24 protein-coding genes and 1 riboswitch are annotated in these 21,846 nt (G+C 71.0%); of the genes, 13 read left to right on the top strand and 11 right to left on the bottom strand.

The window, feature by feature from the left end:
* From SCI24_RS14790 to SCI24_RS14755, 8 genes are all read left to right on the top strand, one after another.
* Positions 1–1,264, top strand: a 1,264-nt coding sequence (locus SCI24_RS14790; RefSeq protein WP_318726103.1) for an AMP-binding protein, incomplete at its 5' end; no start/stop codon positions are given.
* Complete coding sequence (locus tag SCI24_RS14785; protein ID WP_318726102.1) at positions 1,261–1,953, top strand: iron-containing redox enzyme family protein; 693 nt, start codon at positions 1,261–1,263, stop codon at positions 1,951–1,953. The genes SCI24_RS14790 and SCI24_RS14785, both read left to right, overlap by 4 nt.
* Positions 1,940–2,797 carry an SDR family oxidoreductase gene (locus tag SCI24_RS14780; protein WP_318726101.1) on the top strand — a complete coding sequence of 286 codons (858 nt, stop codon included), beginning with the start codon at positions 1,940–1,942 and terminating at the stop codon, positions 2,795–2,797. Before SCI24_RS14785 ends, SCI24_RS14780 begins: the two co-directional genes overlap by 14 nt.
* A 26-nt stretch (positions 2,798–2,823) precedes the next feature.
* A complete protein-coding gene (locus SCI24_RS14775) occupies positions 2,824–3,504 on the top strand; it encodes a hypothetical protein (RefSeq protein WP_318726100.1) in 681 nt (226 codons plus the stop codon).
* Positions 3,505–3,514: 10 nt separating this feature from the next.
* Positions 3,515–4,195 (top strand): response regulator transcription factor, encoded by a 681-nt coding sequence (locus tag SCI24_RS14770; RefSeq protein WP_318726099.1) that lies wholly within the window; start codon positions 3,515–3,517, stop codon positions 4,193–4,195.
* Entirely contained in the window at positions 4,195–5,580 is a 1,386-nt protein-coding gene (locus SCI24_RS14765; RefSeq protein WP_318726098.1) for an ATP-binding protein, read from the top strand. The genes SCI24_RS14770 and SCI24_RS14765 overlap by 1 nt, the downstream gene beginning before the upstream one ends.
* Before the next feature lie 96 nt (positions 5,581–5,676).
* Complete coding sequence (locus tag SCI24_RS14760; RefSeq protein WP_318726097.1) at positions 5,677–6,438, top strand: phosphatase PAP2 family protein; 762 nt, start codon at positions 5,677–5,679, stop codon at positions 6,436–6,438.
* Positions 6,431–8,101: a phosphoethanolamine--lipid A transferase gene (locus tag SCI24_RS14755; protein WP_318726096.1), complete on the top strand. Its 1,671-nt coding sequence runs from the start codon at positions 6,431–6,433 to the stop codon at positions 8,099–8,101. The genes SCI24_RS14760 and SCI24_RS14755 overlap by 8 nt, the downstream gene beginning before the upstream one ends.
* A gap of 24 nt (positions 8,102–8,125) precedes the next feature.
* Here the strand turns inward: SCI24_RS14755 and SCI24_RS14750 are convergent, their stop codons facing one another.
* Entirely contained in the window at positions 8,126–8,323 is a 198-nt protein-coding gene (locus SCI24_RS14750; RefSeq protein WP_240569722.1) for a CopG family transcriptional regulator, read from the bottom strand.
* Positions 8,324–8,516: 193 nt separating this feature from the next.
* Between SCI24_RS14750 and dauA the strand changes: the two genes are divergently transcribed.
* The gene (gene dauA / locus SCI24_RS14745; protein ID WP_318726095.1) at positions 8,517–10,295 is read left to right on the top strand and encodes a C4-dicarboxylic acid transporter DauA; all 1,779 of its coding nucleotides are present in this window, start codon (positions 8,517–8,519) and stop codon (positions 10,293–10,295) included.
* A gap of 76 nt (positions 10,296–10,371) precedes the next feature.
* Here dauA and SCI24_RS14740 read toward each other — a convergent pair whose 3' ends face one another.
* Both SCI24_RS14740 and SCI24_RS14735 read right to left on the bottom strand, forming a co-directional pair.
* Complete coding sequence (locus SCI24_RS14740) at positions 10,372–10,893, bottom strand: cytochrome b (protein ID WP_318726094.1); 522 nt, start codon at positions 10,891–10,893, stop codon at positions 10,372–10,374.
* An 88-nt stretch (positions 10,894–10,981) separates the two neighbouring features.
* On the bottom strand, positions 10,982–11,140 hold the full coding sequence (locus tag SCI24_RS14735; protein WP_318726093.1) for a hypothetical protein: 159 nt from the start codon (positions 11,138–11,140) through the stop codon (positions 10,982–10,984).
* Positions 11,141–11,253: 113 nt separating this feature from the next.
* On the opposite strand from SCI24_RS14735, the gene SCI24_RS14730 reads away from it, so the two are divergent.
* From SCI24_RS14730 to thiE, 3 genes are all read left to right on the top strand, one after another.
* Positions 11,254–11,532, top strand: a complete 279-nt coding sequence (locus tag SCI24_RS14730; protein ID WP_318726092.1) for a hypothetical protein — start codon at positions 11,254–11,256, stop codon at positions 11,530–11,532.
* 39 nt (positions 11,533–11,571) lie between these two features.
* A riboswitch (TPP riboswitch) is annotated at positions 11,572–11,672 on the top strand.
* A 38-nt stretch (positions 11,673–11,710) separates the two neighbouring features.
* Complete coding sequence (gene thiM / locus SCI24_RS14725; RefSeq protein WP_318726091.1) at positions 11,711–12,517, top strand: hydroxyethylthiazole kinase; 807 nt, start codon at positions 11,711–11,713, stop codon at positions 12,515–12,517.
* Positions 12,507–13,124 carry a thiamine phosphate synthase gene (thiE, locus tag SCI24_RS14720; RefSeq protein ID WP_318726090.1) on the top strand — a complete coding sequence of 206 codons (618 nt, stop codon included), beginning with the start codon at positions 12,507–12,509 and terminating at the stop codon, positions 13,122–13,124. The genes thiM and thiE overlap by 11 nt, the downstream gene beginning before the upstream one ends.
* A gap of 4 nt (positions 13,125–13,128) precedes the next feature.
* Here the strand turns inward: thiE and SCI24_RS14715 are convergent, their stop codons facing one another.
* The gene (locus SCI24_RS14715) at positions 13,129–14,004 is read right to left on the bottom strand and encodes a DMT family transporter (RefSeq protein ID WP_318726089.1); all 876 of its coding nucleotides are present in this window, start codon (positions 14,002–14,004) and stop codon (positions 13,129–13,131) included.
* Between the two features lie 110 nt (positions 14,005–14,114).
* Positions 14,115–15,545 (bottom strand): serine hydrolase, encoded by a 1,431-nt coding sequence (locus SCI24_RS14710; protein WP_318726088.1) that lies wholly within the window; start codon positions 15,543–15,545, stop codon positions 14,115–14,117.
* 251 nt (positions 15,546–15,796) lie between these two features.
* Here SCI24_RS14710 and SCI24_RS14705 point away from each other — a divergent pair, with 251 nt between their 5' ends.
* Positions 15,797–15,988, top strand: coding sequence for a DUF2061 domain-containing protein (locus SCI24_RS14705; RefSeq protein WP_106229467.1), 192 nt, complete (start codon positions 15,797–15,799; stop codon positions 15,986–15,988).
* Positions 15,989–16,000: 12 nt separating this feature from the next.
* Here SCI24_RS14705 and SCI24_RS14700 read toward each other — a convergent pair whose 3' ends face one another.
* The 6 genes from SCI24_RS14700 to SCI24_RS14675 all read right to left on the bottom strand — a co-directional run.
* The gene (locus SCI24_RS14700; RefSeq protein WP_318726087.1) at positions 16,001–17,941 is read right to left on the bottom strand and encodes an FUSC family protein; all 1,941 of its coding nucleotides are present in this window, start codon (positions 17,939–17,941) and stop codon (positions 16,001–16,003) included.
* 70 nt (positions 17,942–18,011) lie between these two features.
* Entirely contained in the window at positions 18,012–18,773 is a 762-nt protein-coding gene (locus SCI24_RS14695) for a sulfite exporter TauE/SafE family protein (RefSeq protein WP_318726086.1), read from the bottom strand.
* A 70-nt stretch (positions 18,774–18,843) separates the two neighbouring features.
* Positions 18,844–19,605 (bottom strand): M15 family metallopeptidase, encoded by a 762-nt coding sequence (locus tag SCI24_RS14690; protein ID WP_318726085.1) that lies wholly within the window; start codon positions 19,603–19,605, stop codon positions 18,844–18,846.
* A gap of 94 nt (positions 19,606–19,699) precedes the next feature.
* Positions 19,700–20,101, bottom strand: coding sequence for a putative zinc-binding protein (locus SCI24_RS14685; protein ID WP_318726084.1), 402 nt, complete (start codon positions 20,099–20,101; stop codon positions 19,700–19,702).
* Positions 20,102–20,130: 29 nt separating this feature from the next.
* Positions 20,131–20,874, bottom strand: coding sequence for a Crp/Fnr family transcriptional regulator (locus SCI24_RS14680; RefSeq protein ID WP_318726083.1), 744 nt, complete (start codon positions 20,872–20,874; stop codon positions 20,131–20,133).
* The coding region (locus SCI24_RS14675) for a molybdopterin molybdotransferase MoeA (protein WP_318726082.1) at positions 20,834–21,846 on the bottom strand (1,013 nt) is incomplete at its 5' end. The genes SCI24_RS14680 and SCI24_RS14675, both read right to left, overlap by 41 nt.

The following is a 21,846-nucleotide window of genomic DNA, read 5'->3' as shown; positions in this document are numbered from 1 at the left end:
GGCCCTCTGGGACCTGGCCCTGCTGCGGGATGGACGAGTCGCGGTGCCGGTGCCGGCCTTCTTCAGCGACGCCCAGCGGCGTCACCTGGTGGCGAGCGCCGGCCTGGACACCTGGATCGGCCCCGGTGCCGAGGCGCTCGGCTTCTCCGCCACGCCGGACCCGGCCATCGCCACCCGACGGGTGGCCTCGCCTGCGGCCCTGCATGCCGGGACCACCCGCATCACCTTCACCTCCGGGACCAGCGGCACCCCCAAGGGCGTCTGCCTCGACGGCCTCGCCCCGCTGACAGTGGCCGAGAGCCTCGCCACGGTGATCGAACCGCTCGGAATCGAACGCCACCTGGCGATGCTGCCGCTGGCGACACTGCTCGAGAACATCGGCGGCCTCTACGTCCCGCTGTGGCTGGGCGCCACCGCCTGCCTGCCCGCGGTCGCCGAGCTGGGCTGGCAGGGGGCGAGCGGCTTCGACCCTCGCCGGGCCCTGGGAGCCATCGCGACCTTCCGCCCGCACAGCCTGATCCTGGTGCCCCAGCTGCTCCAGGCCCTGGTGGCGGCGAGCCCCGCGGCCCCGGAGAGCCTGCGCTTCGTCGCCGTGGGCGGCGCCCGGGTGGCGGCCACCCTGCTCGAGAGGGCACGGGACGGCGACTGGCCGGTCTTCGAGGGCTACGGGCTCTCGGAGTGCGCCTCGGTGGTGTGCCTCAACCGGCCCGGCGAGCCCGCCCGTGGCGTGGGTCGGCCGCTGCCCCATGCCCGGGTCCGCCTGGCCGCCGGCGGCGAGGTGCAGGTCCGGGGGGCCACCATGCTCGGCTACCTGGGCGAGCCGGCCGCCGGCGACTGGTACCCCAGCGGCGACCTGGGCCACTGGACCGGCGAGGCCCTGATGCTCGATGGCCGCCGCCGGGACGTCTTCATTACCGCCTATGGCCGCAACGTTGACCCCCAGTGGGTGGAGGGCGAGCTCTGCGCCCGACCGGCCATCGCCCAGGCACTGGTTCACGGCGAGGCCCTGGCCGGGAACCGGGCACTGATCGTGCCCGCCTCGTCCGACCTCGATGACGCCCGGCTGGCCGTCGCGGTCGCCGAGGCCAATGCCGGCCTGCCCGACTATGCCCGGGTCCACGAGTGGCGCCGCTGCGCGCCCTTCACCCTTGAGAACCACCAGCTGACGGCCAACGGCCGCCTGCGACGCGACGCCATCCATGGCCGCTACCGCGACTGGCTCCTCGCCAGCCGACCCCTTCCCGCGCAAGGAGTGACCCCATGACCCCCTACCAGCACCTCCAGGCCGCCACCCGCGCCGAGCGCGACTGGCTGCTTTCCACGCCGCTGCTGACCCGCGCCCTGGCCGGCGAGGTGAGCCACCGCGAGTACCTGGCCTTCCTCGGCCAGGCCTATCACCACGTGCGCTTCACGGTGCCGCTGATGATGGCCTGCGGTGCCCGCCTGCCGGACCGGCTGGGCTGGCTGCGCGACGCCCTGGTGGAGTACATCGAGGAGGAGCATGGCCACGAGCAGTGGATCCTCGATGACATCCGCGCCGCCGGCGGCGATCCAGAGGCGGCTGCCGTACGGCCGGCGGACCCCGCCACCCGGCTGATGGTGGCCGCCGTGCGCGACGAGATCACCCACGGCAACCCGGTGGCCTTCTTCGGCATGGTCCAGGTCCTCGAGGGCACCAGCACGGCACTGGCCACCCAGGCCGCCGAGCGGCTTCAGGCGAGCCTCGGCCTGCCCGACGACGCGGTGCGCTACCTGACCTCCCACGGCAGCCTGGACATCGGCCACCTGGCCTTCTTCGAGGGACTGGTGAACCGCCTCGAGGCCGACGACCTGGCGGCGGTGATCGACACCGCGAAGACGGTCTATCGCCTCTACGGCGCCATGTTCCGCGGCGTCGAGGCCCGCTGTGCCGGTGGCAGCGCCACCCGGGAGCTCTCCGATGCGCTGGCCTGACGGATGGTCTCGCGGCCCTGCCCTGCCGGAGGGGGGCTGGCCCGCCCAGCGGATCCTGATCACCGGCGCCAGCGGCGGCATCGGCCAGGCCCTGGTGGACGAGTTCGCCGCCGCGGGCGCGACGCTGCTGGTCACGGGGCGCCGAGACGAGGCCCTCGAGGCTCTCGTCGCCCGCCACCCGGGCCAGGTGACGGCCCTGGCTGCCGACCTGACGCGCCCCGGGGACCGGGCCGCGCTGGCCGAGGCCGCCGCCATGGCAGGCTGCAACATGCTGGTCAATGCCGCCGGGGTGAACCGGGTGGGGCTGTTCGAGTCTTGCAGCGACGAGGATCTCGAGCGCCTGGTCACCCTCAACCTCACCGCCACCCTGCAGCTGACCCGGGCGCTGATGCCGATGCTGCTCGCGGCGCGGCATGGCTGGGTGGTCAACCTGGGCTCGACCTTCGGCACCATCGGCTATCCCGGCCAGGTCGGCTACTGCGCCACCAAGTTCGCCCTGCGCGGCTTCAGCCAGGCCCTGCGCCGGGAGCTCGCCGATACTCGCGTGCGGGTGCTGCACGTCGCCCCTCGGGCCACCCGCACCGCCATGAATGCCCCCGAGGTGGAGGCGATGAACCAGGCGCTTGGCAACGCCATGGACACCCCCGCCCGGGTCGCCTCGGCGGTGCGCCGCGCCATCGAGCGTGGCCGCGAGGAGACCCAGCTGGGCCGGCCCGAGCGGCTCTTCACCCGGCTCAACAGCCTGCTGCCGAGGCTGGTCGACCGGGCCCTGGCGCGCCAGCTGCCGATCATCCGCCGCTTCGTCGCCACGCCCGGTGCGAGCGTACCCCGCGACACGCCCTGACGCTTCTCGAGAGGAGGAATCCCGCCATGACACGACACCACAGCAAGACACCGGCCAGTCGAGGTCGCCTGGCCGCGGCCCTGCTGGCCACCGCCCTGGCCTGCCTGCCGGCAACCGGGCTGCTGGCCATGGAGGCCGGGATCGCCGAGCCGCTCGCCCGGCTGCAGCAGCGCTGGGCCGAGATCCGCTACGAACTGCCCGAGAAACAGCAGGCGGACGCCTATGCCGCCCTGGCCGCCGAGGCCGACCGGCTGGTCGAGGCCCACCCCGACGCCGCCGAGCTTCACCTCTGGGCCGGCATCGTGCGCTCCACCCAGGCGGGCGCCAGCGGGGGCCTGGGTGCCCTGAAGCTAGTCAAGCAGGCCCGCGCCGAGCTGGAGACCGCCCTGGCGCTCGATCCCCTGGCCCTGGACGGCTCGGCCTACACCAGCCTCGGCGCCCTCTACTACCAGGTTCCCGGCTGGCCGGTGGCCTTCGGCGACGACGACAAGGCGGAGTGGCACCTCAAGCGGGCCCTCTCGATCAACCCCGACGGGCTCGACAGCCTCTACTTCTGGGGCGACTATCTGCATGAGCAGGGCCGCGACGCCGAGGCGCGCCGGGCCCTGGAGAAGGCGCTGCAGGCACCGCCCCGCCCCGGCCGCGAGCTCGCCGATGCCGGGCGCCGCGAGGAGGTGCGCCGCCTGCTGGCCCAACTGAAGGAGTGACCCGCCCCCCATGCGCATCCTGCTGGTAGAGGACGACCCCAGCCTGGCGGCGGGCATCCGCCTGGCCCTCAAGCCCGAGCACTACACCGTGGACCTGCTGGCCGATGGCCGGCAGGCCCTGGCCGCCCTCAAGGGCAACGAGCCCTTCGATGCGGTGATCCTCGACCTCGGCCTCCCCGGGCTCGACGGCATGCGGGTGCTGGAGGCGACGCGTCGCCGCGGCAACCGCGTGCCGGTGCTGGTGCTGACCGCCCGGGACGGCATCGACGACCGCATCGCGGGCCTGGATGCCGGCGCCGACGACTACCTGGTCAAGCCCTTCCAGGTCGCGGAGCTCAAGGCCCGGCTGCGGGCCCTGCTGCGCCGCAGCCAGGGGCAGGCCAGCAGCGTGCTGGAGGCTCGCGGCATCCGCCTCGATCCCGCCACCCATAGCGTCAGCTATCGCGGCGAGCCGGTGTCGCTCTCGCGACGCGAGTTCACCCTGCTCCAGGAGTTCCTCGCCCATCCGGGCCGGGTGTTCACCCGCGACACCCTGACCCAGCTGGTCTACGGCTGGGACGAGGAGGTGGAGAGCAATGCCATCGAGGTGCACGTGCACCACCTGCGCCGCAAGTTCTTCCCCGAGCTTATCCGCACCCTGCGCGGCATCGGCTATGTGCTGGACAGCCCCGTGCCGGACGGAAGGGGCTGATGTCGATCCGTCGACGCACCCTGGGCGTGGTACTGCTGGTCTTCGGGCTGAGCATGCTGGTGATCGGCCTGACCAGCTACCGCGACGCCACCCACGAGGTGGAGGAGCTGTTCGATGCCAACCTGGCCCAGAACGCCCGGCTGCTGGAGGGGCTGATGCGCGCCCCGCTGGCCGCCGAGCAGCGTGAGGCGCTGCTGGCCAGCCTGGAGGCCTCCCTGCAGCGCGCCGAGCAGGCCGACCAGCGCATCGCCGGCCACCGCTACGAGAGCAAGCTCGCCTTCCAGCTGTGGGAGGGCGACCGGCTGCTGCTGCGCTCGGCCAGCGCGCCGCAGGCGCCGCTGACCGAGCTCAGGGAGGGCTACCAGGACACCCGCCTGGACGGCCATGGCTGGCGGGTCTATGCGCTGAGCACACCCGAGGAGGAACGGCGCGTGATGGTGGGCGAGCGCGATGACGTGCGCGGCGAGCTGGTGACCCTGATCGCCCTGCGCACCCTGATGCCGGACCTGCTGGGACTCCCCGTGCTGGCCCTGCTGCTGTGGTGGGCGATCGGCTGGGGGCTGCGGCCGCTGTCGCGGATGGCCGAGCAGATCCGCCGACGCGACCCCCACACCCTGCAGCCCTTGATCCTCCACCCGCTGCCGCGGGAGCTGGAGACCATCGCCGGCGCCCTGAACCGCCTGCTCGAGCGCATTCGCGCGCTGCGGGTGCGCGAGAAGCGCTTCATCGCCGACGCCGCCCACGAGCTGCGCACGCCGCTGGCGGTGCTCGACCTGCATGCCCAGAATGCCCTGGCCGCCGAGGACCCGGCGGACCGCCGCGAGGCGCTGGACAAGCTGCGCGAGGGCGTGGCCCGGAGCACTCGCCTGGTCACCCAGCTGCTCGCCCTGGCCCGCCTGGACCCGGAGGAGGAGACACCGCTGGCCGGCCAGCCCGCCGACCTGCTGGCCGAGGTGCGCGAGGCGCTGGCCAAGCTCTCGCCCCTGGCCGCCGAACGCGGCATCGAGCTGCAGCTGGAGGCCGACGAGGCCGCCGACTGGGCACTCGCGGTCGAGCCCGGGACCCTCGATACCCTGATCCAGAACCTGGCCGGCAATGCCCTTCAGCACTCCCCCGAGGGCGGCACCGTCGCCGTCGGGCTGGCGGCCGGCGCCGACGCCCTGACCCTGACGATCGACGACCAGGGCCCAGGCATCCCGGCAGAGCAACGCCCCCAGGTCATTGAGCGCTTCCACCGAGCCGGCCCGGGGGCCGGCGCCGGCCTGGGGCTCTCCATCGTCGACCGGCTGCTGCAGCGCCACGGCGGCCGCCTGCGATTCGACGAGGCCCCGGGCGGCGGGCTCAGGGTAGAGGTCGTGCTGCCACGCACACACCAGGTGACGTGACCCTCACCGCACCATAAGCCAGCGTTAAGCTGGCCCGGCCAAGATGGCATCTCCGCTTCTCGATACGGCGATGCCATGCCCGACAGGACACCCCGGGTGACGATACGCTCCGGCGCAGAGACGGGGATTCCCGTTTCCTTCCCCTACCCGCTGTTATTCGCCTGGTGCGGCTTTGCCGCCCTGATGCTGGTGGAGCAGGGTCTGCAGCTGGACTTCCGCCTTGCCGATGCGCTCTACCAGTGGCAAGGCGGCGAGTGGGCCCTGCAGGGTCATGGGCTGCTGCAGGAGTGGCTGCATCGCGGTGGCCGCACCCTCAGCCAGTGGATGGGGGCCGGGGTCGTGCTTGCCCTGCTTGCCAGCCTGCCGCCAACACCGCTGCGCCCATGGCGACGGCCGCTACTCTTCCTCTTTCTCGCCGTGGCGGGCTCGACGCTCGCGGTCTCGACCCTCAAGCAGCTGATCAGCATGGAGTGCCCCTGGGACCTGGCCCGCTATGGCGGAGAATGGCCCTTCATCGGGCTACTGGAATGGCGACCCGCCGGAATGCCGGACACCGCCTGCTTTCCCGCCGGCCATGCCAGTGCCGGCTACGCCTGGCTGGCGCTTTACTACTTCCTGGCGGCCACCCTGCCGCGACTGCGCTGGCTGGGACTGGCTTCGGGACTCGGGCTGGGCCTGGTCTTCGGCGTCGCCCAGCAGCTGCGGGGCGCCCACTTCCTGTCCCATGACCTCTGGACACTGATGCTCTGCTGGACGATCAGCACATCGCTGGCGAGCTGGCTGCTGCCGACGAAGCATCAGCCGCAACGCCGCCGGATCCTGCCGCACGACACCGACGAGACATCCCACGATGCCTGATTCGATTTCCCTGGCCCGCCTGGGGCGGGCCCTTTCCCGCTCGTGGCTGCCGGCCCTGTCACCCCAGGCGCTCACCCTCCTGGCCTGCCTGGGCTTCACCCTGTTCTATAACCAGCGCTTCTGGTCAGCGGTGATCGAGGCCGAGCCGCCTACGGGGGTTGGCGACTGGGGCCAGCTGGTCGGTTACGGGGTGGTGATGATCGCCCTGCACCTGGTGGTCTGCCTGCCCCTGGTCAACCGACTCAGCGTCAAGCCACTGTTGTCCCTGCTGGTGTTGTTGGCGGCATCAATCAGCTACTTCACCGGCCACTACGGGGCCTACTTCGACACCCACATGATCGACAACGTGCTGCAGACCGATACCCGGGAGGCCGGCGAGCTGCTGACCCCGGGGCTGGTCCTCTATCTGCTGCTCTTCGCCGGGCTGCCGATGCTGGTGATATGGCGCTGGCCGCTTCGGCAGCGGAGCTGGCAACGGGGGCTCGGCATGTCGCTGCTGTGGCTGGGCGGCAGCCTCGGGGTGCTGGTGGTGTCCCTGCTGCTCTCCTTCCAGAGCCTCTCCTCGTTGATGCGCAACCATCATGAGCTGCGCTACCTGGTGACGCCGGGCAACGCCCTCGTCTCGACAGGCCAGGTGATGGCGGCCGACGCCCCTCTGCCGGAGGAGCGCCTGCCCATCGGCGAGGATGCCGCTCGGCAGGCCAGTGCCACCGGCAAGCCGCGCCTGCTGGTGATGGTGGTCGGCGAGACGGTGCGCGCCTCCAGCTGGGGGTTGTCCGGCTACCCACGCCAGACCACTCCCAGACTGGCGAGCCGCGACGTCATCAACTTCAGCGAGGTAGCAAGCTGCGGCACCAACACCGCCGTCTCGCTGCCTTGCATGTTCTCGCCCCTTGGCAAGGCCAACTACGATGAACGCTATATCCGGAGCCACGAGTCGCTGCTCGACGTGCTCAAGCACGCGGGCTACCAGGTGGCCTGGATCGACAACCAGTCGGGCTGCAAGGGGGTCTGCGACGGCGTGGAGAGGCAGTCGCCGGCGCCCGACGCCTACCCCACGCTGTGCAACGACAGCGGCTGCCTGGACGGCGCCCTGACCAAGGAGCTCTCCCGGCGCATCGGCTCGATACGCGAGGACACGGTGATCGTGCTGCATATGCTCGGCAACCACGGTCCCAGCTACTTCCAGCGCTATCCCGAGGCCTTCAGGGTCTTTACCCCCACCTGCGATACGGCGGACCTGGCCCAGTGCTCCCGAGAGTCGATCGTGAACAGCTACGACAATGCGATCCTGTATACCGACAACGTACTGGATGACCTCATCGGCCTGCTCGAGCAGCAGACGTCCCTGGCCACGGCGCTGCTGTATATCTCCGACCATGGCGAATCACTGGGCGAGAAGGGCATCTACCTGCACGGCCTGCCCTATGCCATCGCCCCGGAGGAGCAGACCCGGGTACCGATGACCTGGTGGTCATCCCGTGCGTTCGACCAGGCCGCCGGGCTCGAGCGCGGCTGCCTGGCAAGCCGGGCCGACCAGTCGCTGAGTCATGACCATCTCTTCCATAGCCTGCTCGGCATGCTGGGCATAGAGAGCGCCATCCGCGACCCGCGCCTGGACATCAGCCAGGCGTGCCACTCCCCCAAGGGCACTGCCGCCTGAACACATGCCGGCCGGGTCGGAAGCTCACTCCCGCCCCGGTGCGTCGCGGCTGGCCAGGTCGGGGCGGGTCTCGTACTCCACGCCATGGTCGCGCAGGTAGTCGCGGATCAGCTGTCGAACCACCTGGGAAGGGGTCAGGTCCTGGGCCGCACAGAGCTGCTCGAAGGCCCGCTTCTTGTGCGGGTCGATCAGCAGGGTCAGGCGTGCCGTCTTCTTCTCCATCGTGATTCTCCGAAAACATTATCATCAAATGTTAATTTCCGTTGTCACCCTAGGCAATGGCGAGAGCCCATTTGTCGACAATACTAACGGCATGTTAATGTCATTCACATAAGCAACCGGGGCAACGCCCATGATGGATGCGGCCATCGGCCCATCCAGGGGCGGGTGACCCCGTAACGAGGAGACCCCGCGCATGGCACGCCACCGACCGTCCCCGCGACTTCCCGGCATCGCCACCGGCCTGCGCGCGGCCTGGCGAGACGGCTACGGCCTGGACGACCTGCGCCGCGATGTGCTGGCCGGGCTGACCATCGGTACCGTGGCCGTGCCGCTCTCCATGGCCCTGGCCATCGCCACGGGCGTGCCTCCCCAGCACGGGCTCTACACGGCGATCGTCGCCGGCGCCATCATCGCGCTGACCGGGGGCTCACGCTTCAATGTCTCGGGCCCGACGGCGGCCTTCGTCGTCATCCTCTTCCCCATCGTCCAGCAGTACGGCCTGGGCGGCCTGCTGCTCGCCTCGATGATGGCCGGCCTGATCCTGGTGGCGCTGGGCCTCACCGGCATGGGGCGCCTCATCCAGTACGTGCCCTATCCGGTGGTACTGGGCTTCACGGCGGGGATCGCGGTGGTGATCGCGGTACTCCAGGTGCCCGACTTCCTGGGCCTTCAGGTCGGCCAGCTGGGCGAGCACTTCGTCGAGAACCTGGGGCGGATCGCCGTCTCGCTGCCGAGCCTGGAGCCGCTGGAGCTGGGGATCGGGGCCTTCACCCTGGGGGTCATGCTGCTCTGGCCGCGACTGCATGTGCCGATTCCGGCGCCCCTGATCGGGCTGGTGGTCGGCGCGGTGGCGGCCTATGCGGTCAACCACGGAATCGGCGACCCGAGCTCGGGGAACCTGGTGGAGACCATCGCCTCGCGCTTCACCTGGGAGGCACGGGGCGAGACGGGCAGCGGCATTCCTCCCATCGCGCCGAGTCTCGTGGCCCCCTGGCGACTGCCCGGCGCGGACGGCGAACCGCTGGCACTGGACTTCGAACTGATCCGTGCCCTGCTCGGTCCCGCCTTCGCCATCGCCATGCTGGGGGCGATCGAGTCGCTGCTCTGCGCGGTGGTCTCCGACGGCCTGACCCGCACCCGGCACGACCCCAACGCCGAGCTGATCGGCCAGGGGCTGGGCAATATCGTCGCGCCGCTGTTCGGCGGCATCACCGCCACGGCCGCCATTGCCCGGACCGCCACCAACATCCGCAGCGGCGCCCGTTCGCCGATCGCGGCGGTAGTGCACTCGCTGGTGGTGCTGCTGGCGGTGGTCGCGCTGGCGGGCCTGCTGGGGCTGGTGCCGATGGCCGCGCTGGCGGCGCTGCTGTTCATCGTCGCCTGGAACATGAGCGAGGCCCGCCACTTCCTGCACACCCTGCGCTCCGCCCCGGCGGGGGACGTGGCCATCCTGGTGACCTGCTTCACCCTGACCGTGGTGTTCGACATGGTGCTGGCGGTGGCCGTGGGCATCGGGCTGGCCGCTGCGCTGTTCATCCGGCGCATGTCGCTGCTGACCCAGACCCAGCGCGTCGACAGCGGGACCCATGCCAGCATCGACGAGCTGCCCGGCGAGGTCGCCCTCTACGACATCAATGGTCCGCTGTTCTTCGGCGCCGCGGAGAAGGCGCTCGTCTCGCTGCACCTGGTCGACCCGAAGGTGCGGGTCGTCATCCTCGACATGCATGACGTGCCGAGCATGGATGGCACCGCCATCGTGGCCCTCAAGGCCCTGATCGACGAGATGCACCGCGAGGGGGTCTCCCTGGTGCTGGTCGGCCTGCCGGCACGGATCCTCGTCAAGCTGCGCCGGGCGGGGATCCGCCGCACGGCCGGACGGCTGACCTGGTGCCGGGAGCTGATGCATGCCCGGAAGGTGGCCCTGCGCTGGCTCGACGGGCACGAGACAGGGTCGAACGCGGCCCGTGACTGAGCCCCATCGACAGCGAACCCGGCGCGCCCTGTGGATATCGGGTGCGCCGGGTTCGGGGCTCTTATCGTTCCGCCGCTCAGGCCATGCGCTTCAGGGTCCGGTCGTGTAGCCAGAGCTGATGGGCCAGTACGGCAACCACGTGTCCGGCAATCAGCAGCCACAGCAGGTTGGCCGTCACCTCATGGGTCTCCTCGGCCGCATCCTCCAGCCACTCGATCTCCGCTCCCGGCGAGATCAGCGGCAGGCCGAAGAACTCCACGCCGTGCCCGCTGCCCATGGCCGCCAGCAGGCCGGTGGCGGGGATCAGCACCATCATGCCATAGAGCGCCCAGTGTCCCAGGCGGGATGCCCACTCCCAGTGCTCGGGAGCCTCCAGGCGCCCGCGGTTGGCCCGGCGCCATGCCAGCCGGAACACCAGCAGGCCCAGCAGCAGCACTCCGACGCTCTTGTGCAGCCCCATCAGCTGCGCCTCGCCCAGGCCCTCGAAGGCCTCCATCAGCCAGTCGCTGCCGAGCATCAGGACCAGCAGCACGGCCATGCTCCAGTGAATGGCCCGTGAGACGGCACCGTAGCGATAGCGTGTATCCAGAACGTTCATCCAGGCATCCTCCAAGGTGAATGGATGCCTGCCGTTTTACCTCATGCCACCTTGCGGGACGCTTAACGCCGGGTTCATGTTGCGTTCATCAACGATAGAAGCGTGACAGGGCCTGCAGCACCTCGCTGGCGACCCGCGAGGAAGGCCTGGCCTCCTCCAGCGCGTTCATCCGCTCATCGTAGGCCTCGAAGGCGCCGGTCGGGTGCACGGCAATCCGATAGTCGGGCAGCAGGATGCCGTAGCCCATGTAGCTGCCTCTGATGCCCCTTGTTCATGCCGCCGTAAGCGAACCTTAAGAGTACCGAGCTAGTGTCCCGGACAGAAGCAGGATTCCTTCGGCCCGCAAGAGGAGATGCCATCATGAGCACTGCCACGATCGATACCACCGTCTCGCCGAGCCCACCGGTAGGCATGGGGGACCTGATGCTGATCGCCACTGGCGTGCTGCTGCTGGCCGTGGGTGCGCTGATTGCGGGCTGGGAGCCCATGGAGCTGCCACTGGGGCTGGCCACTCTCGGCACCCTGGCACTCGCCCTGTGCAACCCGAGCCGCTGGCTGGCGGAGGAAGGTCTGGACACCGTCAACAGCCTGGTACTGGCCAGCCTGATCACCCTCTCCGGCTTCCACCTGCTGGCCTGAACCCGGCCTTTACAGCCAGGGAGCGGGCAGGGATAGTGGGCCTGACGACAGGGGCGCCGCGGCGGCATCGCCACGGCTGAGATGCACCCTCGGAACCTGACCCGGATAATGCCGGCGTAGGGAGTCGTGCGGCCCCGGCCCTGCCGCCGCGCCGCACCTCCCGCGCCGGGGAGGCCCCATGCTTGCCATCGATCCCGCCGTGCACCTGGCCCGGGTGCGCGAGACCAGCCCGCTGGTCCACAACATCACCAACCATGTGGCCATGAACAGCATGGCCAACGTGCTGCTGGCCATCGGCGCCTCGCCGGCGATGGTCCATGCCCGCGAGGAGGCCGCCGAGTTCACCGCGCTGGCCGGCGCCCTGACGATCAACATCGGCACCCTCTCGCCCCACTGGGTCGAGGCCATGGAGGCCTCCGCCCTGGCCGCCGGGGAGACGGGGCGGCCCTGGGTGCTGGACCCGGTGGCGGTGGGCGCCACGCGCTATCGCCGCGAGACCGGCGCGCGGCTGCTGGCGCTCGCGCCGGACGTGATCCGTGGCAACGCCTCGGAGATCATCGCCCTGGCGGGCCATGCCGGCGGCGGGCGCGGCGTGGACAGCACCGACTCGGCCGAGGCGGCCCGCGACGCCGCCATCCGGCTGGCCCGCCAGACGGACGGCGTGGTCGCGGTGACCGGCGAGGAGGACCTGGTCACCGACGGCCGGCGGGTCGCCCACCTGCGGGGCGGCCACCCGCTGATGCCCAGGGTCACCACCCTGGGCTGCGCGCTGACCGGGGTGGTGGCGGCCTTCCTGGCCGGCGCCGATGCCCCCTTCGAGGCGACGGTGGCGGCGCTTGCCTGCTACGCCGTGGCCGGCGAACTGGCCGGCGAACTGGCAAATGGCCCGGGCAGCTTCGCGGTGGCCTTCCTCGACGCCCTCTATCACCTGGATGGCGAGGCCCTGACCGCACGGGTCCGACTGGAGGTGGACCATGCGCCTTGATCTCTCCCTGTATCTCGTCACCGACCGCGGGCTCTGCGCAGCGCATGGCCTGGAGGAGACCGTGATGGCGGCGGTGCGCGGCGGGGTGACGGTGGTGCAGCTGCGCGACAAGCACGCCTCCGATGCCGAGATGGTCGACCAGGCGCGCCACCTCAAGGCCGCGCTTGCCGGCAGCGGCGTGCCGCTGATCATCAATGACCGGCTGGAGGTGGCGCTCGCCGCCGGCGCCGATGGCCTGCACATCGGCCAGGACGACGGCGGCGTGGCCCGGGCCCGCGCGGCGCTCGGCCCGGAGGCGATCCTCGGGCTCTCGGTCCAGACCCATGACCAGCTCGCCCACCTCGACCCGGCAGCGCTGGACTACCTGGGGCTGGGTCCGGTGTTCGCCACCCCCAGCAAGCACGACCATGCCGCACCGCTGGGCTTCGCGGGGCTGGCCGCCCTGGTGGCCGCCAGCCCCCTGCCCAGCGTGGCCATCGGCGGCCTCAAGGCCGAGCACGTGGCGGCGACGCGCCAGGCAGGCGCCGAGGGACTGGCGGTGATCTCGGCAATCTGCGGCACCCCCGACCCCGAGGCGGCCGCGCGGGCCTTCCTTTCCCGGGGCTGAGGCGTCAGGAGGTCGGCCGGCGCTTCAGGGTCGTGCGTCGCTCGTGGTAGGCGATCGCCAGGCCGCTGCCGATGATCAGGGCGCTGCCGACGAACACCCAGAGATCCGGCATCTCGCCCCAGAACCACCAGCCCAGCAGCACCGCCCAGAGCATGGCGGTGTAGTCGAAGGGGGCGGCGATGGCCGCCGGGGCATGGCGGAAGGCCATGGTGATGAAGGCCGTGGCGCCCACCCCGAAGAGGCCCGACCCCGCGAAGGCCAGCCAGTGCCAGGGGTGGGGCGTCTGCCACACCCAGGGCAGCGCCAGGGCGGTGACCACGAAGGGCACCAGGGTCATGTAGAACACCATGGCCCAGAGGTGCTCGGTACCGCCCCAGCGTCGCGCGGTGATCATCATCAGCGCATAGAAGATCGCCGCGCCGATCAGCGCCAGGGCGCCGGGGTCGAAGGCCTCGCCGCCGGGACGCACCACGATCAGCACCCCCGCGAAGCCCACCAGCGAGGCCGCCAGCACCGGTCCCTCGATGCGCTCGCCGAGCAGCGGCACCGAGAGCAGGGTGACGAACAGCGGCGCCACGAAGGCGATGGCGGTGGCCTCGGCCAGCGGCAGCAGGGTCAGGCCCAGCACGAAGCAGAACATGGTGCCGGTGTAGATCAGCCCCCGCAGCAGGTGGATCCCGGGGCGTCGCGTGCGCAGCTTGCGCAGGCCGCCACCGAAGTGGGCCAGCGCCGCGATCAGCGGCAGCGAGACCAGGGTTCGGAAGAAGATGATCTGCAGCGGCGAGTGCACCTCGCCCAGCCACTTGGCGATGGCGTCGCCGATGGCCAGGCAGAGCACGCCCAGGCACATGAAGCCGATGCCCTTGAATGACGGTGACATGCCGACTGCCCTCCCCTGGCGGAACCCCAAAAAGCCACCCCGCCGGCCTTGGGCCGGCGGGGTGGGTGGAGTTCACTACGCTAGTCGGTGGTGTGCCGGAGGGCAAGCCCTCAGAGGCTGGCCTGGACCACCATGCACTCCATGCCCTGGGCCACCAGGCGACGGCAGGCGGTATGGGCCTGGCCCTCGTTCATGTCCACCAGGCGTGCGCGGTAGACGCCTGCCTTCTCGGCATCGGCCACGGCGACCCGGGCATCGGCCAACTCACTGGCCAGCTGATCGGCGGCGCGGGAGGCCAGGGTGCGGGCCTGGACGACATCGCTGAAGGCGCCGACCTGCACGCCCCAGCCCCCTCGCCGGACGGAGACATCCGGGACGGGACCCGCCGATGCAGAGGTGCTGGCCATCAGTTCGCGGATCGGGTCGTCGGCCGAGCCCTGTTCCAGGCTCGCCGTCGTGGTGTCAGCCGGTGTCTCGACGGTAGCGACTCGCGACGCCACGGCCTGCCGCGGGGCCTCCACGGTGGCCATCGGCGCCTCCACCGGGGCCGGCGGGAAGGCCGAGGCCTCGGGCGGCGAGGCGGCGCCCGGGGACGGTGCGCCGAGGCTGGCCAGGCGGACCCGGTCGCCGACCGGCTGGCCCGGTGCCTGGGGCTCGCCCGGCATCAGCCGGCCACCGGAGATGTCCGCACTGGCCAGCCATCCGCGGCCATCGGCCAGCGAGGCACGCACGAAACCGCGATCCAGCAGGTCGGCGGTGTGCGCATCTCGCGAGGCGGCGGTGAAGCCGCCCATCACCACGGTGAGCAGGCGACGGCCGTCCCGCACCGCCGAGGTGGCCACATTGAAGCCCGAGGCGCGGATGAAGCCGGTCTTGAGGCCATCGGCACCGGGATACTTATTGAGCAGGCGGTTGTGCCCCGTGATGGTCTTGCCCTTCCAGCTGAAGCTCGACCGCGAGAAGTAGGGGTAGTACTGGGGGAAGTCGCGCATCAGGTGCCGGGAGAGCACCACCATGTCACGTGCCGTGGTGACCTGGCCGGCATCGGGCAGGCCGTTGGGGTTACGGAAGACGGTGTCCGGCATGCCCAGGTCGCGCGCCTTGTCGGTCATCATGCGGGCAAAGTGCGTCTCGCTGCCGCCCAGGGCCTCGGCCACCACCACGGCCACATCGTTGGCCGACTTGATCACCAGCGCCTCGATGGCCTTCTCCACGGGAATCGTCGAGCCGGCCTTCACATAGAGCTTGGAGGCCGGCTTGGAGGCGGCATAGGAGGAAACCGGCAGCGGCTGGCTCAGGCTCAGCCTGCCCTCCTCCAGGGCCTCGAACATCAGGTAGAGCGTCATCATCTTGGTGAGCGAGGCCGGGTAGCGCAGCTTGTCGGCATTCTCGGCGTAGAGGATCTCCTGGCTGTCGGCATCGATGACGATACCGGCATAGCGCGGATTGGCCTGGACGGCCGTGGTAGCCAGCAGCAGGCAGGCCAGCAGCACGAAGATGCCCCCTCTCCGGCGCCGATTGATTATTGTGATAGGCACCATGTCGCGTTCCCTCGAGGTTTGTTACCGTTGCATCTAGCCATTATGGCCGTCTATGACGCGCTGTACAGGGCAGGGGTCGGATTTTCTGCCGATTTTTCGCCATATTACCTCGTCCCTTCCCCTCGCCCCGGCGGCGGCCATCCCCTTCGATAGCGTTCACCTATCGTAACCATACGGTAAATCAGGTTACTCGATGGGCGACGCGCCCCTAGTCTGGCAGGCATGAACCGATCACGGCATGGAGCCTCGCCATGAAGAAGACAGCCACCTTCGCCGTCGTGCACTTCTGCGTGGCCTTCGGCGTGACCTTCCTGATCACCGGCAGCTGGGTGCTTGGCGGCATGATCGCGCTGCTCGAACCCGCCGCCAACACCGTCGCCTACTTCTTCCACGAGAAGGCCTGGGAAGCCGTTCAGCGGCGACGAGCTCGCCTGGCCGCCTGACGCCGAAAGGACTCAGCGGCCGGGCGCTGCCAGCCCGACCAGGCCGGCGCAGTCCGCCAAGGCCTCTCGGGCCTGGTCCAGGGTCCCCACCAGCGCGGTATCCACACCGCCGCTGGCCAGCCGCTCCCGACTCGCCTCCAGCCGCTCTCGTGCATGACCGGGCGCGCCGGCCAGCCGACGCAGGGCCTCGAGGACAGCCTCCAGCTCCTGGCGCTGCTGCGCAGTCAGCCGGGGGTCGGCCAGTCCCTCGCGCAACGCGATGATCGCGTGGGCCAGGTTCAGGACCCCGAGCAACCCCGCACGCTCGTCGATCCCCATGCGATCGGCACGCCCCAGGTGGAGCATCAGCCGCAGCAGACGCCGGAACATGCGGCCGTGCCAGCGACGGTCGAGCCCCCCGCCGCCCTGGCCGCAGAGCCGCTCGACGTCGCGCAGGATCAGCCGCGCCAGGTGTCCGGCCCGGCGCCCCGGGTCGCGGGGCAGCAGGCGGTAGGCCAGGGCCACCAGCAGGATGCTGGCGAGCAGCGCCGCGGAATCGACCAGCACGTCCGGCATGGCGATGGAGGCCGACAGGAAGGGCTGGCTGGCCAGCATGAAGCACATGTTGCCGTCCAGGGCCGGGATGGCCGTCCTCGTGCTGGCCCGGGCCAGCCCACCCAGCAGCATGAAGGGGGCCAGCATCACCAGGATCTCCCCCAGGGAGCCGGCGTGGGGCATCAGCAACAGCCGGAACAGCGCCGCCAGAGTCACCCCCACGGCCACCCCCTGGGCCATCTTCGGGGCAACCTTCTGGGGCAGGTCCATGCTCGACAGCACCGTGGTGAAGGTGCAGAGCCCCATGGCCGGCATCCAGGCGTTGGACCATTCGGAATAGAACACGAACAGTCCCCCTGCCAGTGTGACCAGCCCCGAACCGGCGGCGGCAATCACCGCCGAGCGCGCGTCGCGCCGGGTGACCAGGGTCGCCCCCCGGGCCAGCAGGGGGCCGGGATCCTCTCCCTTCCGCCAGGCGAGCGCGGCCCGCTCCGCCATCAGCAGCTTGTCCAGCGCCGCGGCAAGCCCCCGGTCGAAGGGGCGCGCCAGGGCCGACGCCCGCTCCAGGGCATCCCGGGCCGAGCCTGGCACCAGCGGCTGCTTGAGGGCCGTCGCCGCCTGGGTCAGGGCCTCCCGCAGGGCACGCCGCTCCGGCCCGCTGGCCCCGGCCATGGTACGCAGCGCCGCCATCAGCCCCAGTATCGCCGCCACGAAGGCGTTGTCCACGCGCACGCCCCGTGAGGGCTTGAAGGGACCGGCATACACCGGGGCCAGCTGCTGCTCCACCTCGACCAGCGCCATCAGCAGTTCGCCGTCTTCCCGGGAGGAGGGCGCGGAGGCGCCGAGGCGTCCGGCAAGGCGCACCAGCGCCTCGCCGGCCAGCTGCCGGACTCGCTCGAGAAGCTGCTGCCTGGCCGGTCGGGGCAGGATCAGCCAGCCCATCAGCATCACGCAGAGCACCCCGATCAGGGTGCTCTCCACCCGGGAGAGCGCCAGGGTGAAGACCCGGCCGGTATCCCCGAGGCTCGGCAGCAGCACCACGCTGGCGGTCAGGCCCGCCATCATCGAGGCATAGCCCAGCGAGGCCCGGATCAGCTGGGAGGTCGCGCCACACAGGGCCGTCCAGAGCGCGAGAAGAAGAATCACGGCGAGGGTCGGCAGGCCGCTCGTGAGCAGAAGGAAACCGGCCACGGCGCCGACCAGGGTCCCGGCAAGACGGTGGACCCCGCGCTCCAGCAGCAGGCCCCGCGATGTCTGAGCGACGATCCACACCGCCATGGGCGCCCAGAAGGCATTCTGCACATGCAGCAGGGAGGCGATGGCAAAGGAGGCCCAGGCCGCGAGGGCCGTGGCGGCGCCGAAGTACACCCCCTGCCGGTCGAGTCCCGTCAGTCGCTGAAGGCGCGTCGCACTGTCCAAGGGCACTGGCTCCCGTGATCACCGGTGGGCCGGGGATGATAACATGCGACCAAGGTCTAACCCTGCGTCCTCAGTGGCCCAGCAGGCGCTGCCCGCCGAGCCACACCAGGCGCAGCGCCAGCAGCGTCAAGGCCCACTTGAAGAGGGTGTCGAAGCGGTGCTCCGAGAGGCGATGCAGCAGACGCAGGCCCAGCCAGGTGCCGAGGAAGCCCGCCGCCACCATCACCAGCATCAGCGGCAGCCAGTCGCGGAAGACGAAGCCTGCCACGCCGAACACGAAGGCCTTGGTCAGGTGCTGCAGCAGCATGCAGGCGGAGAAGGTGGCCACCTTGGCCAGCCGACCGGACTGGCTCTGCTTGATGAAGGCGGCCACCATGGGGCCGCTGGCGCCCACCAGGCTGGAGAGCAGGGTGGTGACGGCGCCGGCGACCAGCACGCCTCCCCGCCCCAGGGCCCGTTTCGGCAGCCCCGGCCCCCAGCAGGTGAAGAGCACGAAGGCGGCGATGCAGAGCTCCAGCACCCCGGCCGGCAGGCGCACCAGCAGCCAGGCGGCGGCCAGCGCCCCCAGCACCACGCCGGGCAGGAAGGCGCCCAGCAGGGCGAGGTCGACATGGCGCCAGGTCAGCGCCGTGCGACCGACGTTGGAGCCGAACTGCACCATGCCGTGGACCGGAATCAGCGCCGCCGCCGGCATCACCTGGGCCAGCGCCATGATCATCAGCACCCCGCCCCCGACGCCCACCGCGGCGGTGAAGGCCGAGGTGAACACCGACAGCAGCACCAGCACCAGGTTGATGCCGCCCGACAGCGGCGACAGGCTCTCCAGCAGCATCGACGTCTCCAGGGTCACGAGGGGAGGCCACTATAACCCGAGCCCGCCCCTGCCGGCCCTGGGCCGCCCCTCAGCCGTCGCCAAGCTGCCGCTTCCAGCGCTCCTCGATGGTATCGAGCTGCGCCGGCCCGAAGTGCGCCTGGGGGTGGCCCCCGTAGTGGGCCCACAGCTGGTTGCCGAAGTCGTAGTGCCACCACTCGCTGGGCAGGTTGCTGAAGCCCGCGCCGCGCATGGCATGGTAGAGCACCCGGCGGTAGTCCCTGGCCCGGCGCTGCCGGGCATCCGGGGCGTCGAGACGCTCCAGGTAGTCGCTGTGGGAGGCCGCGCTCGCCTCGTCGAACTGCGACCCCATGTCGAGCATCAAGCCATCGGCATCGCACAGCGTCACGTCCACCGCGCCGCCGGTGAGGTGCGGGCTGGGCGCCCGGGGGTCACGGCTGGGCATCGCCACGAACTCCCGGGTGCACGCGAGCAGCGCCTCCTCGTCGCAGGCCGGGTGCCGGGCGCGCATCACCTCGAAGAGGGTGTCGAAGAGGTACTGCTGGACCCGCCAGGGTCGCCAGCCGTCCAGCACCACCAGGCCGAGGCCCGGCGGAAGGCCACGCGCCACCGAAAGCAGGCGCCGATGGACGCTCTCCCGCACGAAGCACTCGGGTACCGCGCCGGGGATGCCCAGCCGTGCATAGGCGGGGAAGACCCGGACCGGCTCGGGCGCAAGGCTCATCGGCACCAGGGGCTCGTCGTCGGGAACGATCGGCAGGCGGCCGAGGCGCTCCCAGCACGGCTCGTCCAGGTGGGGAACCGGGGTCTCGGCGGGATCGGAAGGGGGCATGCGGCAGGTCCAGGTCGAGGATTTCCCCGAGCCTAGCCGAGTCACGCCGGGGACGACATCCCCGAGCGGGGCAGACCGCGGGCGGGGGGACGGCTCAGGCCGGCTCGCCCCGGGCGGCGGGGTCCATCGGCAACCGCGCGATCAGCGCGCTCACCCCGGCGGTGACGCTCGCCACGGTCTGCTCGTCGTAGAGGCGCCCCTTGCGCTTCTTCAGGCCCTGCTCGTAGAGCCTGACGTGCTCGGTGGGCGCCACGCCGGCATTGGCCAGGCAGTGGTGGGCACAGTGCATCTGGCAGCCGTCGATGGCCACGATGGGCCGTCCGGCGCGGGCGGTGCGCACCAGGCCGGGCACGCCACCGCCCACCCCGGCGATGCAGGACATCTCCGCCTCGCCGCCATGGTCCAGGCGCAGGGCGACCTGGTTGGCGAGCTGGGCCACGTCGGAGCAGCCCGAGCAGGAGTAGACCAGGGGACGGGTGTTGCGGGGTCGGGACATGGGGCCTCCCAGGAATGACGACACAGGGCTCAGTCGTCGCTCAGCATGTGGTCACGCAGCTTCTGCTCGTCGAGCACCACCAGACGCTGGCGGTCGATGTTGATGATCCCCTCCTCGCGCAGCCTCGCCAGCAGGCGCGACAGGGTCTCCGGGGTCATGGCCAGCTGGGCGGCCAGCCAGCGCTTGGGAATGGTCAGCCGAACCACCCGGGGACCCCTGGCGCGGCCCGCCGGGAGCTGGCGCAGGATGTAGCTGACCAGGCGCGCCATGGCGTCGGCCTGGGTCAGCAGCGCCATGTCCTCGAGGCGCTCGGTGAGCTCCAGGGCCAGGCGGCTCATGAACTCTGCCCGGCAGGCCGGCTGGCGGTCCATGATCTCGCGGCAGCGCGCCGCAGGGATGGTCAGCACATGGGTGCGGCGCAGGGCCTCGGCGGAGTAGAGGTAGACCCCGGCGCTGGAGACCATGCTCAGCTCGCCCAGGGTGCCGCCGCGCTCCACGCAGCGGATGGTCGCCAGGCGACCGTCGCCGGCGCCGCGCACCAGGCGCACCGCCCCGCTGATCACCACGTAGAGCCAATCGGCCGGGGCATCCTGGCGGAACAGCCACTCGCGAGTCTTGAGGGTGCGCACCTCGGTGTCCTGCAGCAGGGCCTCGAGCTGGTCCTCGTCGAGGTCGCCCAGCCAGGGCACCCCGCGCACCAGCTCGCGCAGCTGTCGGGGCCGGAACAGCAGCTCAGTCGAGGAACTGGGTACCGGGGCAGTATCCGTAGACATGGCCTTCCTCCACAGGGGTATCGGCATCGATGATCAGGTAGCCATGGGCCTGGCTGGCGGCCCCGAGCATGTGGGAACCCTGCCCGCCGGCCAGGCGTGCCACGGGGGCGCCACCGGTCCAGTCCAGCACCACCCGCAGCAGCTCTCGCCGGCCCTTCGGTGCCCGCCGGGAGAAGCCGGCGGTGACCGGGAAGCGCTGCAGCGCGGGTGGGGTGCGCCCCTGGCGCCCCTGCACGAAGGGCAGCGCCAGCCACTGCCACCCCACCAGCGAGGCCACCGGGTTGCCGGGCAGGCCGATCAGCGGGGTGCCGTCCCGCAGCGAGGAACCGACCCAGCCGAGGGCGAAGGGCTTGCCGGGCTTGATCGCCACGCCGTGGAAGGCGACGCCACCCAGGCGCTCCAGCACCGGACGCACATGGTCCTCCTCCCCCACCGAGACCCCACCCGTACACACTACCAGATCGGCCTGTTCGCCCGCCCGGGCAAGACATTGACCCAGGTCAGCTGCGGTGTCGGCGACGACCCCCAGCTCGAGGACCTCGCAGCCCTGCTGGGCGAGCAGGGCACGCAGCATGGCACCATTGCTGTTGTAGACCTGGCCGGGCACCCAGGCCTGGCCGGGCTCGATCAGCTCATCGCCGGTGCTGACCAGGGCCACGCGGACCCGCCGGCGCACCGTCACGGCATCGATGCCCTGGCTGGCCAGCAGGGCGATGGCCGCGGCGTTCAGCCGCGTGCCCGCGGCCAGCACCACGTCACCGGCGCGGCTCTCCTCACCGCGGCGACGGATGTTGGCGCCCTCGGCCAGTTTCCCCGCGACATGTACCCGCCCCGCGGCGTCCAGGCGCACCCTCTCCTGGGGCACCACGGCATCGGCGCCCAGCGGCACCGGGGCGCCGGTGAAGATGCGCGCGCAGCCCCCTTCGGGCAGCCTGAGCACGCCGGCGCCGGCCGGCACGCGCAGCGTCACCG

The organism is Halomonas sp. (assembly GCF_033549285.1).
Classification (GTDB): Bacteria; Pseudomonadota; Gammaproteobacteria; order Pseudomonadales; family Halomonadaceae; genus Halomonas.
This window is presented reverse-complemented; position numbering and strand designations above follow the sequence as displayed.

Coding starts and splice junctions, on each gene's coding strand:
- SCI24_RS14785 (WP_318726102.1), top strand. CDS start 1,261: ATGACCCCCTACCAGCACCTCCAGGCCGCCACCCGCGCCGAGCGCGAC.
- SCI24_RS14780 (WP_318726101.1), top strand. CDS start 1,940: ATGCGCTGGCCTGACGGATGGTCTCGCGGCCCTGCCCTGCCGGAGGGG.
- SCI24_RS14775 (WP_318726100.1), top strand. CDS start 2,824: ATGACACGACACCACAGCAAGACACCGGCCAGTCGAGGTCGCCTGGCC.
- SCI24_RS14770 (WP_318726099.1), top strand. CDS start 3,515: ATGCGCATCCTGCTGGTAGAGGACGACCCCAGCCTGGCGGCGGGCATC.
- SCI24_RS14765 (WP_318726098.1), top strand. CDS start 4,195: ATGTCGATCCGTCGACGCACCCTGGGCGTGGTACTGCTGGTCTTCGGG.
- SCI24_RS14755 (WP_318726096.1), top strand. CDS start 6,431: ATGCCTGATTCGATTTCCCTGGCCCGCCTGGGGCGGGCCCTTTCCCGC.
- SCI24_RS14750 (WP_240569722.1), bottom strand. CDS start 8,323: ATGGAGAAGAAGACGGCACGCCTGACCCTGCTGATCGACCCGCACAAG.
- dauA (WP_318726095.1), top strand. CDS start 8,517: ATGGCACGCCACCGACCGTCCCCGCGACTTCCCGGCATCGCCACCGGC.
- SCI24_RS14740 (WP_318726094.1), bottom strand. CDS start 10,893: ATGAACGTTCTGGATACACGCTATCGCTACGGTGCCGTCTCACGGGCC.
- SCI24_RS14735 (WP_318726093.1), bottom strand. CDS start 11,140: ATGGGCTACGGCATCCTGCTGCCCGACTATCGGATTGCCGTGCACCCG.
- SCI24_RS14730 (WP_318726092.1), top strand. CDS start 11,254: ATGAGCACTGCCACGATCGATACCACCGTCTCGCCGAGCCCACCGGTA.
- thiM (WP_318726091.1), top strand. CDS start 11,711: ATGCTTGCCATCGATCCCGCCGTGCACCTGGCCCGGGTGCGCGAGACC.
- thiE (WP_318726090.1), top strand. CDS start 12,507: ATGCGCCTTGATCTCTCCCTGTATCTCGTCACCGACCGCGGGCTCTGC.
- SCI24_RS14715 (WP_318726089.1), bottom strand. CDS start 14,004: ATGTCACCGTCATTCAAGGGCATCGGCTTCATGTGCCTGGGCGTGCTC.
- SCI24_RS14710 (WP_318726088.1), bottom strand. CDS start 15,545: ATGGTGCCTATCACAATAATCAATCGGCGCCGGAGAGGGGGCATCTTC.
- SCI24_RS14705 (WP_106229467.1), top strand. CDS start 15,797: ATGAAGAAGACAGCCACCTTCGCCGTCGTGCACTTCTGCGTGGCCTTC.
- SCI24_RS14695 (WP_318726086.1), bottom strand. CDS start 18,773: ATGCTGCTGGAGAGCCTGTCGCCGCTGTCGGGCGGCATCAACCTGGTG.
- SCI24_RS14690 (WP_318726085.1), bottom strand. CDS start 19,605: ATGCCCCCTTCCGATCCCGCCGAGACCCCGGTTCCCCACCTGGACGAG.
- SCI24_RS14685 (WP_318726084.1), bottom strand. CDS start 20,101: ATGTCCCGACCCCGCAACACCCGTCCCCTGGTCTACTCCTGCTCGGGC.
- SCI24_RS14680 (WP_318726083.1), bottom strand. CDS start 20,874: ATGTCTACGGATACTGCCCCGGTACCCAGTTCCTCGACTGAGCTGCTG.